Source organism: Micromonospora fluostatini, assembly GCF_050410825.1.
GTDB lineage: Bacteria > Actinomycetota > Actinomycetes > Mycobacteriales > Micromonosporaceae > Micromonospora > Micromonospora rosaria.
Genome location: NZ_CP191251.1, coordinates 3,840,908 through 3,856,828, shown reverse-complemented (window position 1 = coordinate 3,856,828; position 15,921 = coordinate 3,840,908). Strand labels below are relative to the sequence as shown.

At 74.5% G+C, this 15,921-nt stretch carries 11 protein-coding genes; 6 read left to right on the top strand and 5 right to left on the bottom strand.

Features of this window, described 5'->3' with window-relative positions:
* Positions 1-128: 128 nt before the first annotated feature.
* On the top strand, positions 129-2,075 hold the full coding sequence (locus ACQUFX_RS16790) for a glycosyltransferase family protein (RefSeq protein ID WP_428961327.1): 1,947 nt from the start codon (positions 129-131) through the stop codon (positions 2,073-2,075).
* A 149-nt stretch (positions 2,076-2,224) separates the two neighbouring features.
* On the opposite strand, the gene ACQUFX_RS16785 is transcribed toward ACQUFX_RS16790, so the two are convergent.
* Entirely contained in the window at positions 2,225-4,138 is a 1,914-nt protein-coding gene (locus ACQUFX_RS16785) for a hypothetical protein (protein WP_428961326.1), read from the bottom strand.
* A 78-nt stretch (positions 4,139-4,216) separates the two neighbouring features.
* Here ACQUFX_RS16785 and ACQUFX_RS16780 point away from each other — a divergent pair, with 78 nt between their 5' ends.
* The 4 genes from ACQUFX_RS16780 to ACQUFX_RS16765 are packed head-to-tail and all read left to right on the top strand — an operon-like array spanning position 4,217 to position 8,446.
* The gene (locus ACQUFX_RS16780; protein WP_428961325.1) at positions 4,217-5,509 is read left to right on the top strand and encodes a hypothetical protein; all 1,293 of its coding nucleotides are present in this window, start codon (positions 4,217-4,219) and stop codon (positions 5,507-5,509) included.
* Positions 5,510-5,558: 49 nt separating this feature from the next.
* Positions 5,559-6,227 (top strand): response regulator transcription factor, encoded by a 669-nt coding sequence (locus ACQUFX_RS16775; RefSeq protein ID WP_428961324.1) that lies wholly within the window; start codon positions 5,559-5,561, stop codon positions 6,225-6,227.
* Positions 6,224-7,396, top strand: a complete 1,173-nt coding sequence (locus tag ACQUFX_RS16770) for a sensor histidine kinase (RefSeq protein WP_428961323.1) — start codon at positions 6,224-6,226, stop codon at positions 7,394-7,396. The genes ACQUFX_RS16775 and ACQUFX_RS16770 overlap by 4 nt, the downstream gene beginning before the upstream one ends.
* 9 nt (positions 7,397-7,405) lie before the next feature.
* Entirely contained in the window at positions 7,406-8,446 is a 1,041-nt protein-coding gene (locus ACQUFX_RS16765) for an AEC family transporter (RefSeq protein WP_428961322.1), read from the top strand.
* Between the two features lie 52 nt (positions 8,447-8,498).
* Here the strand turns inward: ACQUFX_RS16765 and ACQUFX_RS16760 are convergent, their stop codons facing one another.
* The 4 genes from ACQUFX_RS16760 to ACQUFX_RS16745 all read right to left on the bottom strand — a co-directional run bounded on the left by ACQUFX_RS16760 (position 8,499) and on the right by ACQUFX_RS16745 (position 14,129).
* Positions 8,499-9,119, bottom strand: coding sequence for a hypothetical protein (locus tag ACQUFX_RS16760; protein ID WP_428961321.1), 621 nt, complete (start codon positions 9,117-9,119; stop codon positions 8,499-8,501).
* 156 nt (positions 9,120-9,275) lie between these two features.
* Positions 9,276-11,375 (bottom strand): 3-hydroxyacyl-CoA dehydrogenase NAD-binding domain-containing protein, encoded by a 2,100-nt coding sequence (locus ACQUFX_RS16755; RefSeq protein WP_428961320.1) that lies wholly within the window; start codon positions 11,373-11,375, stop codon positions 9,276-9,278.
* A complete protein-coding gene (locus ACQUFX_RS16750) occupies positions 11,372-12,595 on the bottom strand; it encodes a thiolase family protein (protein ID WP_067365197.1) in 1,224 nt (407 codons plus the stop codon). Before ACQUFX_RS16750 ends, ACQUFX_RS16755 begins: the two co-directional genes overlap by 4 nt.
* A gap of 220 nt (positions 12,596-12,815) precedes the next feature.
* Positions 12,816-14,129, bottom strand: coding sequence for a ribonuclease D (locus ACQUFX_RS16745; RefSeq protein WP_428961319.1), 1,314 nt, complete (start codon positions 14,127-14,129; stop codon positions 12,816-12,818).
* Between the two features lie 393 nt (positions 14,130-14,522).
* On the opposite strand from ACQUFX_RS16745, the gene ACQUFX_RS16740 reads away from it, so the two are divergent.
* Complete coding sequence (locus ACQUFX_RS16740) at positions 14,523-15,869, top strand: S1C family serine protease (protein WP_428961318.1); 1,347 nt, start codon at positions 14,523-14,525, stop codon at positions 15,867-15,869.
* Positions 15,870-15,921 lie beyond the last annotated feature (52 nt).

The following is a 15,921-nucleotide window of genomic DNA, read 5'->3' as shown; positions in this document are numbered from 1 at the left end:
ATGTCCGGCCAGCGCGGCCGGCGGCCTCACCTCGATCGGCGCCGGTCAGTCGGACCCCTGGGCGACCACCACAATGGACCGACCCGGGACATTTTGCCGCAATCTCGCTCGGGTAGACTCCGCCGACTGTGACCCCTGCCGAGACCCGTGCCGCCTCGCTGGACACCGACACCCTGACCGTCGCCGACCCCGCCACCAGGCGCAACAGCGTCGATGGTCGGGGCGCACCGGTGGCGGTGCCGGACCCTGGGGTCGACCGGCGGTCAGCGGCCGACCCGTCGGCCGCCACGGGTGGCTCGCCTGCGGGCGGGGAGTCCGGCGGCCGGCGGCCGTGGTGGGCCAGCCGGCGGCGGCGGGACCTGGCCGCGTACGCGCTGTTCCTGCTGGCCGCGCTCTGGGTGACCAGCCAGATCTGGGTGGACCCGGCCGGCCGGGTGGCGTCGCTGTACGTCAGCGACCCGGCGCAGGTGCAGTTCTTCCTCGCCCACTCGGTACGGGTGGTGCTGCACGGCGAGTTCCCGTTCTACACCGACCAGTTCAACTACCCCGACGGGGTCAACCTGATGGCCAACACGGCCATCCTCGCCCTCGGCATCCCGATGGTGCCGATCACCCTGCTCTTCGGCCCGGCCGTGTCGTTCGTGGTGCTCGTCACGTTCGCGCTCTCCGGTACCGCCTTCGCCTGGTACTACGTCCTGTCCCGGCACGTGGTGCGCAGCCCGCTCGCGGCGGCGGTCGGCGGCTGGTTCTGCGGCTTCTCGCCGGCCATGCTGTCGCACGCCAGTTGGCACCCGAACATCATCAGCCAGTGGCTGCTCCCGTTCATCGTCTGGCGGGTCATGGTCATCACCCGGTCGACCCGGCCGTGGCGGGACGGCGCGATCCTCGCCCTGCTGGTCGTCTGGCAGGCGTTCATCAACGAGGAGATCCTGCTCTTCACCGCGATGGCCTGCGGCATCTTCCTCATCGCCGTGGTCGTGCAGCGGCCCGGGATGTGGAAGGCGGCCTGGCGGCCCCTGGGCAAGGCGGTGCTGACCTGCACCGTGGTGGCCGGCTCGCTGCTGGCGTACCCGCTCTACATCCAGTTCGCCGGGCCGATGGCGTACCACGGGCTCAGCTCGGCGGTGCAGGACTACGGCAACGACATCGCGGCGCTCTTCGCGCAGGGCTCGCCCACCCTCGGCGGTGACCGGCGGGCCAACGTGAACCTCGCCCCGAACTACTCGGAGGAGAACGCCTTCTTCGGCTGGAGCCTGGCGCTGATCTCGATCGGCATCGTGGCCTGGCTGCGCCGGGAGCTGATCGTCCGGGCGCTCGCCGCGACCGGGGCGTTCTTCATCATCCTGTCCCTCGGTGAGCGGATCACCTGGTGGGACCGGGAGCTCATCCCCGGGCCCTGGGAGCTGCTGGTCCGCCTGCCGCTGCTCGACGCCGTGGTGCCGACCCGGTTCGGCATGATCACCACCGTGGTGATCGGCATCCTGCTGGCGATCGCCGCCGACCGGGTCCGGGCGCTGAAGATCGCCGACCCGAAAACCCGTCGGACCCTGGCCGTCTCCGGCCTCGTCCTCGCGCTGCTGCCGGTCGCGCCGATGCCGCTGAAGATGACCACCCGACCGCCGGTGCCCGAGTTCATCACCGCCGACCGGTGGCGGGAGTACGTCGGGCCGGACCAGACCCTGGTCCCGATCCCGGTGCCCAGCATGGGCAACACGCACGGGATGCGGTGGGCCGCCTCCACCAACCTCGACTTCAAGATCCCCGGTGGGTACTTCCTGGCCCCGCGCAACGCCAACACCGGCGACCCGGGCCGCTTCGGCGGCCGGCCCAACGGGATGGGCGCGCTGCTGGAGGAGGTCTCCGCCACCGGCCGGACGCCCAAGCTCGACGACCGGCAGCGCCGCCGCTCCCTCGACGAGCTGCGGTACTGGCGGGCGGCGGTGCTGGTGCTCCCGCTCGACCAGCACAACTCCGAGCCGTTGCGCCAGACCGTCGAGCAGTTCGCCGGCCCGGCCCGGCAGGAGCTGGACGTCTGGGTGTGGGACGTCCGCCCGTTGACCGGGTCCCAGGGCTGACCCGCCCGCCGCGCGTCACCGTGCGTGCCGTCGTGCGGTGACCCCATTTACCGGCCGGTGTCCGGCCGGACCATCCCAGCAGCCCCGGCGGTTGCCCGCGTGTGCGGGCTGCCGGGCCGGCCCCACCCGGCCGGCCCGGCGGGGCGGCGTCAGTCGCGGACGTCCCAGAGCCAGACGTCGTCCACCCGCTGCGGCTGGGCGTCGAGCAGGCCGGTCATCAGGTCCCGGAGGACCGCCTCGCGCGGGTGGGCGCCGAGCACCACGACGGAGGCCCGCCAGTAGCGCAGGTCCTCGGCGGCCTGGCGGCGGTTCTCCTCGGTGAGTTCCGGCACCTCACCCTTGTCCATGGTGGAGTAGATCAGCGTGCTGGTCGGCCGGTTCGGCGCCCCGAAGATGCCCTCCTCGTTGGGGCCGGGGCCGATGAAGTAGCCGGCCGGTACCGGGAACTCGTGCTGGGTCAGCGCGCTCCAGCGCAGCGTGGTCAGGCCGTGCACGTTGCTCGGGATCGGCACCGGCACCAGGGTGCGGCCCGGCGGCACGTACTCCTCCCAGGCCCCGGACATGATGAACTGCGGCGGCAGGTCGATGTGCTCGGCCGGCAGCGGCCGGGGGAAGAGCGGCAGCACGGCGAGCGCGACGGCGGCGTACCCGACCGGCCGCAGCCAGCGGCGGCGCGGGCGGCCCGACGCGGCCGGGGCCGGCGCCGGGGGCTCGGCGGCACCGTCCGCAGTGGACCCGGCCGGGGCCGGACCGGCCCCGGGCGCGCGGGGGGCGGGCACCGTGGCGGCCGGCCGGCCGGCCCGGGAGACCCCCTCCCAGGCCAGCGCGAGCAGGACGCCGAGCGCGCCGGTGGTGACCAGGGTGAGGCGGGTCGGCATCATCATCTCGATCAGCGGCAGGTCCGCCGGGATGTAGTGCCACGGGCCGTACACCTCGGTCTCGGTGCCGCCGAGCCGGATGCGCGGGCCCAACGAGGCGGCCGCGAAGAGCACCGCGACGATCCCGGTGATCCGGGCGACCAGCGACCGACGCCAGAGCAGCACCAGGGCGACCACCGACAGCAGCACCAGCGGCCAGCCGAACCAGGTGTTCTGCTCGGTCAGCCCGATGGTCTGCTCCACCGCCGGGTCACCGGCGATGGTGTCCCGGGGGAAGGTGACGAACGCCGCCAGGTCCTCGCCCCAACTGTGGAAGACCCCGCCCTGCAGACCCCGGTACGACTGCGGTCCGTTGAACTGGAACCAGATCGGGTACGCGGTCAGCAGCAGGGCCAGCCCGCCGCCGGTGCCCAGCGCGGCCAGGAAGGTGCCGGCCTGCCGGCGGGCCGCCGCCGGACGCTGCGCCGCGTACGCCACCACGATGACCAGGCAGGCCAGCGCGGTGAGCAGCAGCATCTCCTCGTTGATGAAGATCTGGTACGCGACCAGCAGCCCGAGCACGGTGCCGTTGCGTCGCCACCGTCCCGGCTCGCCGAGCCGGAGCACCCGGATCATGATCAGCGGGAGCAGGAAGTTCGAGACGAAGTTGGGCTGGCCGTTGGCGTGGTGCACGATGCCGGGGGCGAAACCCAGGAACGCGCCGCCGATGAACGCCGCCGTCCGCGACCGCACCAGGTACCGGGAGAGCACCCAGTACGACGTGGCGGCCGTCGCGGCGAGCGCCCCGCCCAGGTAGAGGGCGTACGTCACCTGGGGGCCGAACAGCCAGGTGACCGGGGCCAGCGGCAGGGTCACCCCGAGCATCGAGGTGTTCGCCATCATGTTCACCCCGTCCGGGGCGTTCTGGCGCAGCGAGAAGAGCGGGTTCTCCAGGTGCCGGACGGAGTACGCGCCGTGCGAGAACAGCCACTCGAACCAACTGTGGTCGGTCGGCAAATGTGACGAAACCCTCTGCTCGACGTCGACCCAGTAGTTCAAGCAGACGAAGACACCGAGCAGAACATAGGCTCCGATGGCCAGTGTGTCGGCCCGGTTCGGGCGGCGTCGCGGCCGCCGGGGCGGTGGTGTCGCGTCGGGTCCGCCCGGGGCGGATCCGGTCCTGGAATTCACTGAGGGATTAACCACCGGCACAGCCACGACGGGCCATCGTACAGGCGGACCCGCCCGGACCCGGCCGGGCCGGTGGGCGGGGAAGGACGACCGGTGACCATCATCGATCTGGGTGAGGTGCGGCGCGACGCGGCGCCGCCGGCCACCGGCCGACCGCGCCCGCCCCGGCGCGGCCTGAGGTCGGTGCTGGTGCTGGCGCTGGTGTTCGCCACGCCGGCCGCATCCGGGCCGCTGGAACAGCGGGCGGCGGTCACCCTGCCGGCCACCGTCGGGGCCACCGCGTCGCTCGTCGGCGACCGGCTCTTCGTGCTGGAGCGGCAGGGCGCGGAGACCGGTGGCACTCCCCGGCTGACCGCCTGGGCGCTGCCCACCCCGGGCCGCCCCCGGGCGGGCCTCGACAAGCTGTGGGAGGCCTCGGTGCCGGGCCTGGTGCGGCTCCTCGACGTCGAGGTGCGCGACGGGCTGGTCATCGCGTCCGGGGTCGACGAGTCCAGTGGCGGCACCGTGGTGCTCGACGCCGCGACCGGCGGCCGGCACTGGCGTCAACCCGGCACCGGGAGCCTGACCACCGGGGGCAACCTGCTGCTCAGCAGCGGCCGGGGCGCGGCCGGTGAGGCCCGGGTGGTGGAGGTGGCCACCGGTCGCCCGATCTGGGTGCTGCCGACCCGTCCGGACGGGGTCGCCCTGGTGGCCCGGGACGGCCGGATCGACCGGATGGTGCTCACCGCGCCCGGCGGACGGATCGAGGTCCGCTCCGCCGACACGGGTGCCGTGCTGGGGCGGGTCACCGTCGCCGCCGACCCGACGGCCCGCCCGTACGTCTCGGTGGTCGACGACCTGGTCCTGGTCAGCCAGGGCAGCCCGGCGACGGTCACCGCGTACGGGCTGGACCGGCTCGACCAACGCTGGACCGGCTCCTTCCCCCGGGTCGAGTACTTCGTCTCCTGCGGGCCGACGGTGCTCTGCGCGTTCCAGCGCAACCGTCCCATGTCGGGGGTGGAACGCGGCACCGGCCGGACCCGCTGGCAGATTGACGGCTGGTGGATCTGGCGGGACCAGGGGGAGCGGTTGCTGGTCCTGGCCGCCACCGGCGGCCAGACCGGGGAGCTGAGCACGTACGGGGTGCTCGACGCCGTCACCGGCCGGGTGCTGGGGCGGGTCGGGGCGTGGGACGCGGCCCGGAGCCGGTCCGGCCGGCCGGACAACCCGGTCCTGGTGCGCCCGGCCGGGGAGCGGGGACTGCTGGTGGCCGAGCTGGACGTCGAGACGGCCCAGGTCCGGCTGCTCGACGTGCTGCCCGGTGCCGACCGGGACTGTCAGGTGGAGGCCGACCGGCTGCTCTGCCGGACCCGGGACGGCTTCGGGGTGTGGCCGCTGCGCCACTGACCGGTGGGCGGCACTAGGTTGGGTCCGGGGCGTGGGGAGGAGGGCCGGTATGCGGGTGCTGGTGGTGGAGGACGAGCGCAACCTCGCCGACGCGATCGCGCGCGGGTTGCGCAAGCGGGGCATGGCGGTGGACGTCGCGTACGACGGTGACAGTGGGCACGAGGCCGCCTTCGTCACCCGGTACGACGTGGTCATCCTGGACCGCGACCTGCCCGGCGTGCACGGCGACCAGATCTGCGCGGAGCTGGCCGCCTCCGGCGCGTTGACCCGGGTGCTGATGCTGACCGCCAGCGGGACGGTCGCCGACCGGGTGGAGGGGTTGCAGCTCGGCGCGGACGACTACCTTCCCAAGCCGTTCGCCTTCGACGAGCTGGTGGCCCGGGTGCAGGCGCTGGGTCGGCGGGCCACCCCGGCCGCGCCGCCGGTCTTCGAACTGGCCGACCTGGTGCTCGACCCGGCCCGCCGGGTGGTCACCCGGGGCGGGGCGCCCGTCGACCTGACCAACAAGGAGTTCGGGGTGCTCTGCGAACTGCTCAAGGCGCGCGGGGCGGTGGTCTCCAGCGAGGAGCTGCTGGAGCGGGTCTGGGACGCCAACACCGATCCGTTCACCACCATCGTCCGGGTCACCGTGATGACGTTGCGCAAGAAGCTCGGCGACCCGTCGCTGATCGAGACGGTGGTGGGCGCCGGTTACCGCACCGCCGAGGTGCCGGCGTGACCCGCCGCCCCCGGCTGCGTCCCACCCTGCGCCTGCGGCTCACCGTGCTCAACGGGGTGCTGCTGGTGAGCACCGGGGCGATCCTGCTGTTCCTGGCCTGGCTGCTGGTCCGGGACGGGGTACGGCTCACCGACGAGCTGGCCCCGGAGAGCACGGTGGTGCTCGCCGACGGCCGGGTGCTGGACGCGGGGGGATGGCAGCAGCAGGTGGCCGACGCGGCGTCACGGGAGCTGCTGGTCACCGGCCTGCTCGCGCTGGTCGGGATCAGCGTCGTCGGCGTGGCCGGGGCGTACGCGGTCGCCGGCCGGGCGCTGCGCCCGCTGCACCAGGTCACCGCCACCGCCCGGCGGCTCGGCGAGGCCACCCTCGACCAGCGGATCGGGTACCAGGGCGCGGACGACGAGGTGGCCGAGCTGGCGAAGACCTTCGACGCGATGCTGGACCGGCTCGCCGAGGCGTTCGAGGCGCAGAAGCGCTTCGTCGCCAACGCCTCGCACGAGCTGCGGACCCCGCTGGCGGTGATGCGGACCGAGGTCGACGTGACGCTCAGCGACGACGAGGCGGACACCGCCGAGTACCGCCGGATGGCCACCGTGGTCCGGGACGCCTCCGAGCGGGCCAACGGGCTGGTCGACGCCCTGCTGGTGCTCGCCCGCAGCGAGGCCCAGTCCGGTCGGCCGCTGGGCCGGCGGACCGAGTGTGACCTGGCCCACGGCACGGCCAACGCGCTGTCGGCGGTCCGGCGCGAGGTGGAGCGGATCGGCCTGCGGGTGGAGACCGACCTGGCGCCCGCGCCGGTGGTCGGCGATCCGGGCCTGCTGGACCGGCTGGCCGGCAACCTCATCGAGAACGCGGTCCGCTACAACCACCTGCACGGGCGGCTCTGGGTGCGCACCGGCACCGAGGGGGAGCACTCCTGGCTGGTGGTGGGCAACACCGGCTTCGAGGTGGACCAGGCGGACGTGCCGGGGCTGTTCGAGCCGTTCCGGCGCGGCGGCCGGGAACGGACCGGGGCGCGCGGCTCCGGCCTGGGGCTCTCCATCGTCCGGGCCGTCTGTGGCGCGCACGGCGGCCGGGTACGGGTGGTCGCGCAGAACGGCGGCGGCCTGGAGGTGACGGTCACCCTACCCCGCGCGGGCAGCGCCGAGCGGGTGCCGACCGGCCCGTAGGCTGCCCGGGTGCTCGCGGCCTTCGTCCCGATCTGGCTGCTGACCGGGATCGGTTGGCTGGCCGGCCGGTACCGGCTGCTGGGCGCGGACGCCGACCGGGTGCTCGGCGGGTTCGTCTTCCACCTGGCCATGCCGGCGGCGCTGTTCACCGCGCTGTCGCGCAACCCGCTGACCTTCGACGCCCGGGCCCTCGGGGCGTTCGCGGTCAGCACCGTGGTGACCATGGGGCTCGGCTTCGCCCTGACCGGCCCGGTCCTGCGCCGGTTCGGTCGTGCGAGCCGGCGGGACCGGCGTGGCTGGTGGGGTCGTGGCTGGTGGGGTCGACGTGCCCCGTGGAGCCGTGGCCCGGGGGGTCGGCGGGACGGGCAGGACGCCGCCGGCCCGGCGGAGGTCGCCCGGCCCGGGGTGGGGGAAGCGACCATCGCGGCGATGGCCGCCGGGTACGTCAACGCCGCGAACCTGGGCATCCCGGTGGTGTTGCAGGTGCTGGGCAGCGCGGCGTTCCTGACCGAGGTGCTGCTCTTCCAGGTGCTGGTGGTCACCCCGGTGATCCTGATCCTGCTGGATCTGGGCGCGGGCCGCCGGCTGCGGCCGGGCCGGCTGCTGAGCCTGCCGCTGCGCAACCCGGTCATCGCCGGCCTGACGCTCGGCGCGGCCTGCTCCGGCTTCGGCTGGCGGGTACCCGCTCTGGTGGCCGAGCCGCTGGCCCTGCTCGGCGCGGCGGCGGTGCCCGCCGCGCTGGTCACGCTCGGCCTGTCGCTGAACACCCGGGGGGAGCGCCCGGCCGGGGAGGGGGCCCAGGTGGCGGTCTTCTCCGGGCTGAAACTGGTCGTCCAGCCGGCCCTGGCGTGGCTGATCGGCACGCTCGCCGGCCTCGGCCCGGCCGCCCTCCTGGCGCTGGTGGTCTGCGCCGCGCTGCCCACCGCGCAGAACACCTACATCTACGCCCGGGAGTACGGCCAGGCGGGCTCGCTGGCCCGGCGCAGCGTCATCGCCAGCACCGCGCTGTCCATGGTCACCCTGGCGGCGATCGCCTGGTGGCTCGGCTGAGTGAGCCGGCCGGGCCGGGGCCGGGGTGCGGATGGCCGCCCGGCGGCACGGCTCAGTCGCGCCGCTCGACCTGGCCCCGGATGGTGACGAACTCCGCGCGCGCGTCCGCCCCGGCGGCGTCGAAGAGGACGACCAGGCCGAGGCTGCCCCGGTCCGCCCAGACACAGACCCCGAGCGGCAGGCCCTGGGCCCGCCCGTCGCCGCACCGCGCCGCCCCGCCGAGCGGTCCCGGCTCCACCGGGGCGACGGCCGCCACTCCCAGGTCGGTGGCGAGCCCCTCGACACTGCGGTCGAGTTCCCGCTCCGGGTCGGCGAGCAGCCCGGCGGCTGCGGCGACCATGACCAGGTCACCGGTGTCGGGGTCGCCGTAGAAGGCGGCCACGGTGCTGTTCCCGTCCCGCACCGTGGACCGCATCTGGCGGACCGTCTGGTCGGCGAGCCGCTGCAACTCCGGGTCGGTCACCTTCGGCCGGCCGGCCAGGGTCTCCGGGGCCACCACCCGGGTGCCGGTCGCCTCGACGACCTCGGCCACCTCGTCCCGCAGGGCGTACCAGGCCACCGCCGTACCGCCCCCACAGAGCGCCAGCACCACGGCGACCACGGTCAGCAGGACCCGGGCCGGGTGCGACCCCCGCGCCGGGGGAGGGTACGGGGTGGCCGGCGGCTGCGACATCGGTCGGCTCCAGGCGAGAGGCGGTGGTCGGGTGATCGTAGGGCCTCCCGCCACCGCCCACCGCCCCTGAAGGCCACCGCCCCGGTAGAACGCCGTCGCGGTGGCCGGGGACGTCGAGGACGCCACCGACCACCGCGACGGGTGGGGGTACGGGGATCAGGCGGGCAGGCTCGCCGCCCCGCGCGGCAGGAACCGCTGGCCGGTGACCCGCTCGCTGGCCCCGGTCCGGTCCAGGTACGGCGTGACGCCGCCCAGGTGGAACGGCCACCCCGCGCCGAGGATCAGGCACAGGTCGATGTCCTGCGCCTCGGCGACGACGCCCTCGTCGAGCATCAGCCGGACCTCCTGCGCCAGCGCGTCGAGCGCGTCGTGGCGGACCTGCTCGGCGGTGAGCGGCTGGTCGCCGACCACCAGCAGCGTGGTCACCTCGGGGTTGATCTCGTCGTCGACGACCACCGGCTGACCGGACTCGGCGATCCGCCGCAGGTTCTCGCTGACCGCGAACCGGTCCGGGTAGGCGGCGTGCAGGGTGCCGGCCACGTGGTGCGCCACGGCCGGGCCGACGAGCTGGAGCAGCGCGAGCGGACGCATCGGCAGACCCAGCGGGTCCAGCGCGTTGTTCGCCACCTCCAGCGGGGTGCCGGCGTCCACGGCGGCGAAGACCGTGCCGAGGAAGCGGGTCAGCAGCCGGTTGACCACGAACGCCGGGGCGTCCTTCACCAGCACGCAGGACTTCCTGAGCTGCTTGCCGACGGCGAACGCGGTGGCCAGGGCGGCCTCGTCGGTCCGCTGGCCCCGGACGATCTCCAGCAGCGGCAGCACGGCGACCGGGTTGAAGAAGTGGAAGCCGACCACCCGCTCCGGGTGCGCCAGGTCGGCCGCCATGGCGGTGACCGACAGCGAGGACGTGTTCGTCGCCAGCACCGCCTGGGGCGTGACGACCTTCTCCAGGTCGGCCCAGACCTGCTTCTTGACCTCCAGGTCCTCGAAGACCGCCTCGATGACGAAGTCGCAGTCGGCGAACGACGTGCGCTGTCCCGCCGCCGACGGGTCGAGGGCCTCCGCCGTGGGCGCGCCGCTGACCAGGCCGTACAGCTTGGCGGCGGTGCCCTTGTCCATCCGGCCCTTGCTGACCTGCTTCTCGATCTGGGCGTGCACGTAGCCCACGCCCTTGTCCACCCGGGCCTGGTCGAGATCGGTCAGCACGACCGGCACCTGGAGGCGGCGGGCGAACAGCAGCGCGAGCTGGCTGGCCATCAGCCCGGCCCCGACGATGCCGACCTTGGTGACCGGCCGGGCCAGCTCCTTGTCCGGCGCCCCGGCCGGCCGCTTGGCCCGCCGCTGCACCAGGTCGAAGGCGTACAGGCCGCTGCGCAGCTCCTCGGAGAAGATCAGGTCCGCCAGCGCCTCGTCCTCGGCGGCGGTACCGGTGGCGAAGTCGGCGTCCTTCGAGGTCTCCAACAGGTCCAACGCCGCGTACGCGGCCGGCACCGCGCCGTGCAGCCGCTGGTCGAGGGTCTGCCGGGCGAAGTACAGCACGCCGGCCCACATGTCCTTGTCGACCTCGGGCCGGGTCACGGTGACCTCGCCCCGCACCACCCCGGCGGCCCACTCCAGGGACCGCTCCAGGAAGTCCGCCGGCTCCAGCAGCACGTCCGCGACGCCCATCTCGGCGGCCTGCTTCGGCTTGAGCATCCGGTTCTGCATGAGCGGGTTCTGGATGATCACCTGGGTCGCGGCGGGGATGCCGATCAGGTTCGGCAGCAGTTGGGTGCCGCCCCAGCCGGGGACCAGCCCGAGCGAGACCTCGGGCAGCGCCAGCGCGTTCGCGCCCGCCGACAGGGTCCGGTAGTGGCAGTGCAGGGCCAGTTCCAGGCCGCCGCCCATCGCCGCGCCGTTGACGAAGGCGAAGGTGGGCACGGCGCTGTCCTTCAGCCGGGCGAAGACCCGGTGACCGAGCCGGCCGATCTCCAGCGCCTGGTCCCGGTCGGCCAGCAGCGGCAGGCTGGTGAGGTCCGCGCCGACACAGAAGATGTACGGCTTGCCGGTGACCGCGACGAAGGCCGGGTCCGCCGCCAGGGCGGTGGTGATCGCCTCGTCCAGGCTGGCCAGCCCGGCCGGGCCGAAGGTGTTCGGCTTGGTGTGGTCGTGTCCGTTGTCCAGCGTGATCAGGGCGGCCGGCCGGTCCAGCCCCGGTACGGTCACCTGACGGACCAGCGCCCGGGTGACCACCTCGTTCGGTGCCGTGAGGCTCACTTGTCGCCACCCTCCCGCTGTGCCGGCTCGCCGGACTCCGTCCAGTGTGGGTTCTCCCAGATCACGCTGCCGCCCATGCCGATGCCCACGCACATGGCGGTGAGGCCGTAGCGGACCTCGGGGTGCTCGGCGAACTGCCGGGCGAGCTGGGTCATCAGCCGGACGCCGGAGGAGGCGAGCGGGTGCCCGATGGCGATCGCGCCACCCCACTGGTTGACCCGGGGGTCGTCGTCGGCGATGCCGAAGTGGTCGAGGAAGGCGAGCACCTGCACGGCGAACGCCTCGTTCAGCTCGAACAGGCCGATGTCGTCGATGGTCAGCCCGGCGACGCGCAGCGCCTTCTCCGTCGACGGGATCGGGCCGACCCCCATCACCTCGGGCTCCACCCCGACGTACCCGTACGACACCAGCCGCATGGCGACCGGCAGGCCCAGCTCGCGGGCGGTGGACTCGGCGGCGATCAGGCTGGCCGTGGCGCCGTCGTTCAGGCCGGCCGCGTTGCCCGCGGTGACCTTCCCGTGCGGGCGGAACGGGGTCTTCAGGGTGGCGAGCTTCTCCAGCGAGGTCTCCCGGGGGGCCTCGTCCGCCGTGGCCAGCCCCCAGCCGCCCTCGTCGTCGCGGATCGCGACCGGGACCAGGTCGGGCTGGAGCTTGCCGTTGGCGTACGCCTTCGCGGTCTTGACCTGCGAGGCGAGCGCGAACGCGTCGGCGCGTTCCTTGGTGACGTGCGGGACGCGGTCGTGCAGGTTCTCCGCGGTGGCCCCCATCACCAGGGCGGACGGGTCGACTAGCTTCTCGGCCAGGATCCGTGGGTTGGGGTCGACACCCTCGCCCATCGGGTGCCGGCCCATGTGCTCGACACCACCGGCGATGGCCACGTCGTAGGCGCCCATCGCGATGCCGCCCGCCACGCTGGTGACGGCGGTCATCGCGCCCGCGCACATCCGGTCGATGGCGAAGCCGGGAACGGTCTTGGGCAGGCCGGCCAGCAGGGCGGCGGTCCGGCCGATGGTGAGGCCCTGGTCGCCGGTCTGCGTCGTGGCGGCGACGGCGACCTCCTCGACCCGTTCCGGCGGTAGTTGCGGGTTGCGGCGCAGCAGCTCACGGATGCATCGGATCACCAGGTCGTCGGCGCGGGTGTGGGCGTACATGCCACCCGCCTTGCCGAACGGGGTGCGGACGCCGTCGACGAAGACGACGTCCCGAACTTCACGGGGCACTTGGAGCCTCCTTGCCGGCACTGGCATTTCCCCAAATGCTACTCGCCAGTAACCAACCCTGCACCCCACCCCCGGCTCCCCGCCCGCCCGGCCGCGCTGATCACCCGCCCCGCCCGGCTGCGTCGATCGAGGGGTGTGCGTCACCGGAAGGCCGTGGGCCGGACGCAGACCCCCCGATCGGCAGAAGGACGCAGGTGGGGGCGGGAACAGGGAGTGGGGGTCAGGGGACGGGGAGGAGGGCGGGGGTGAGGGTGGGGACCAGGAGGGTGAGCTGCCACTCGCGCGCGCCGAAGCCGCGCAGCACCTCCGCGACGGTCTGCTCGGTGATCTCCTCGGGGGGCTGCCAGGCGAGCCGGCGGACCGAGTCAGGGGTGATCAGGTTCTCCGGGGGCAGCGTGTGCTCCCCGGCGATCCGGACCACCACCTCCCGGCACCGGGCCAGCCGGCCGGCGGCCACCGGGTCCCGTTCCGCCCACCGGTGCGGCGGCGGGGGCCCCTCGACCGTCGGGTTCACCGGCAGCTCCTCGTCCGGCAGCCGCCGGGCGTCGTCGAGGGCGGACAGCCAGGTCCGCGCCAGCCGGCGTACCGACCGGCCACCGAAACCGGGCAGGGTCAGCAGCGTCTGCTCGTCCTTCGGGTCGAGTTCGGCGGCGGCGACGATCGCCGAGTCGGGCAGCACCCGGCCCGGCGCCGCGTCCCGCCGGGCCGCGATCTGGTCCCGGGCGTACCACAGCGAGCGGACCCGGGCCTGCGCCCGCGCCCCCCGCAGCCGGTGGATGCCGGAGGTACGCCGCCACGGCTCGGCCCGGACCCGGGGCGGGCGGGCACCGGAGCGGACCAGCGCGGCGAACTCCTCCGCCGCCCACTGCGACTTGCCCTGCCGGTGCAGCTCCGCGTCGAGCGCGTCCCGGAGCTCGGTGAGCAGCTCCACGTCCAGGGCGGCGTACGTCAGCCAGGACTCGGGCAGCGGCCGGCTCGACCAGTCGGCGGCCGAGTGGTGCTTCTCCAGCGTGAAGCCGAGGAGCTGCTCGGTCAGCGCGGCCAGCCCGACCCGCTCGAAGCCCGCCAGCCGGGCCGCCAGCTCGGTGTCGAAGAGCCGACGCGGGCGCAGCCCCAGCTCGGCCAGGCAGGGCAGATCCTGGCTGGCCGCGTGCAGCACCCACTCGGCCTCGCCGATCACGGCGTCCAGGCCGCCCAGGTCGGGCAACGGCAGCGGATCGATCAGCACCGTGCCCGCCCCGGCCCGGCGTAGCTGCACCAGGTACGCCCGCTGGCTGTAGCGGTAGCCCGAGGCGCGTTCGGCGTCCAGGGCGACCGGGCCGGTGCCGGCGGCGAAGCGGGCCACCACGTCGGCGAGGGCGTCCGGTGTCGCCACCGGCTCGGGTGTGCCGTCACGCGGAGCGGTCAACGGTACGGGCCCGCCGGAGGTCGGGGTGCTGTCCGTCGCCGCCTCGATGGGGGGCGACGGGTGCTGCGGTCCGTTTCCCGCACGACTTTCGGCGGCCCGACGGCGCAGGGGTGGTTCGTCGGTCACCTGACAACCCTAGTGCGCGACGTGAACTCTCGTGTGCAGCCGGGCCGGCGTGTGGCGGCTGGACGGCACGCGGACGGCACGTGGACACCGGCCGGACGAAGCGTGACCACGCGGCCGCAACGGGCCCGACCAGGGGTGCGCGGCGGGGGCTTGACCCCGGATGGCAGGGTCGGACATCAGGGAAGACAAACGCCGACCACGCAGGTACGGTCCATCGGGCTGCCGACCGGCGGAACGAGGGCTGCCGACCGGCGGAACGAGGGCTGCCGACCGGCGGAACGAGGGCTGCCGACCGGCGGAACGAGGGCTGCCGACCGGGCGGAAGAGGGCTGCCGACCGGGCGGACGAACCGGCAGGGGACAGCGGGGCGGCTATGGGGAGGGCGCAGCGATCATGACGGCTGGTTACTCGGGCGGTGGCGGCCCGGATCGTGACGCGGAGCCCGGCGTACCGGACCAGGCGGTGCGGCCGGGCCCGTTGCCGCCCCGGTTCGAGCCCCGCCCGCCGGCCGGACCGTACCCGCCGGGTGCCGCCGGCCGGCTGGCCAGTGGGAGCGCCGCGGTGCCCGGCTCCCCACCCGCCGCCGGCTGGTCGCCCGCCGCCGTGGCCTCGGCGCCCCCACCGGGGTACGCGCCGCCCGCGCCACGCCAGCCCACCGCCGACCCGGGCCAACCGGTCGGCGGCACGTATCCGGCCGCCACCGCTCCGGGCGGGAACCCGCCGGCCGCCGGCGGGCCGGGCACGCCGGGGCGGGGCCCGCAGCCGCCGAGCAGCGGGGCGGGCGCCGGCCAGCCCGGTCCGGGCGCGTCGAACCCGTGGGGCCGGCCGGGGCCGTGGCCCGGCGCGACGCCGACCAGCGGCACGCCGACCTCCGGGCCGGTCGCGACCAGCGGTACGCCGGCTGGGCCGCTGCCGTCCGGCACCCCGCCGCCCGGCACCTGGCCGCCGGCGGGGCCGGGCCGGCCGCCCGCGCGGGGCCGTGGACTCGCCGTCGTGGCGCTGCTCCTCGTCGCCGTGCTGCTGCCGGTGGCCGGTTTCCAGGCGTACCAGATCCATCAGCTCACCGGCCGGGCGAACGACCTCGGTCAGCGGCTCGAGGAGGCGCAGGGCAGCGACAGTTCCCGGCTGGAGAGCCTGGAGGGGCGGGCGGAGGCGCTGGAACGGCAGACCTTCAGCCCGGAGGACATCGCGGCCGCCGTGCTGCCCAGCGTCTTCCGGGTCCGGGCCGGCAACTCCACCGGCACCGCGTTCGCCGTCGGCGAGCCGGCCTCCGGGGGCGGGACGAACCTGTTCACGAACTACCACGTGGTCGAGTCGCTCTGGTCGTTCGGTGGCCGGCAGGTCTTCCTGGAGCGGACCGACCAGCGGTTCCCCGCCACCATCGTCGCTGTCGACGAGGCCAACGACGTGGCCCACCTGCGGACCACCGAGAAGTTCGACGGGCTCGTGGCCGCCCCCGACGAGGTCCGCTCCGGTCAGCAGATCGTCGTCGTCGGCGCCCCGCTCGGCCTGGAGGACAGCGTGACCACGGGCGTGGTGAGCGCGTTCCGCCGGGCGGAGGGCAACAGCGGCCCGATGATCCAGTTCGACGCCCCGATCAACCCCGGCAACTCGGGTGGTCCGGTGATCAACGGGGCGAAGGAGGTCGTCGGCATCGCCACCGCGAAGGCGCGCAACGCCGAGGGCATCGGACTGGCGGTGCCGATCAAGACCGCCTGCGACGGCTTCGACATCTGCTGACCCCGGGGCCGGTCGCCCCGCCCGATCGTCGCGCCGTCCGGACACCGTTCCG

Excerpts from the sequence above, each read along its gene's own strand:
- ACQUFX_RS16775 (WP_428961324.1), top strand. The coding sequence starts at position 5,559 with ATGCGGGTGCTGGTGGTGGAGGACGAGCGCAACCTCGCCGACGCGATC.
- ACQUFX_RS16760 (WP_428961321.1), bottom strand. The coding sequence starts at position 9,119 with ATGTCGCAGCCGCCGGCCACCCCGTACCCTCCCCCGGCGCGGGGGTCG.
- ACQUFX_RS16740 (WP_428961318.1), top strand. The coding sequence starts at position 14,523 with ATGACGGCTGGTTACTCGGGCGGTGGCGGCCCGGATCGTGACGCGGAG.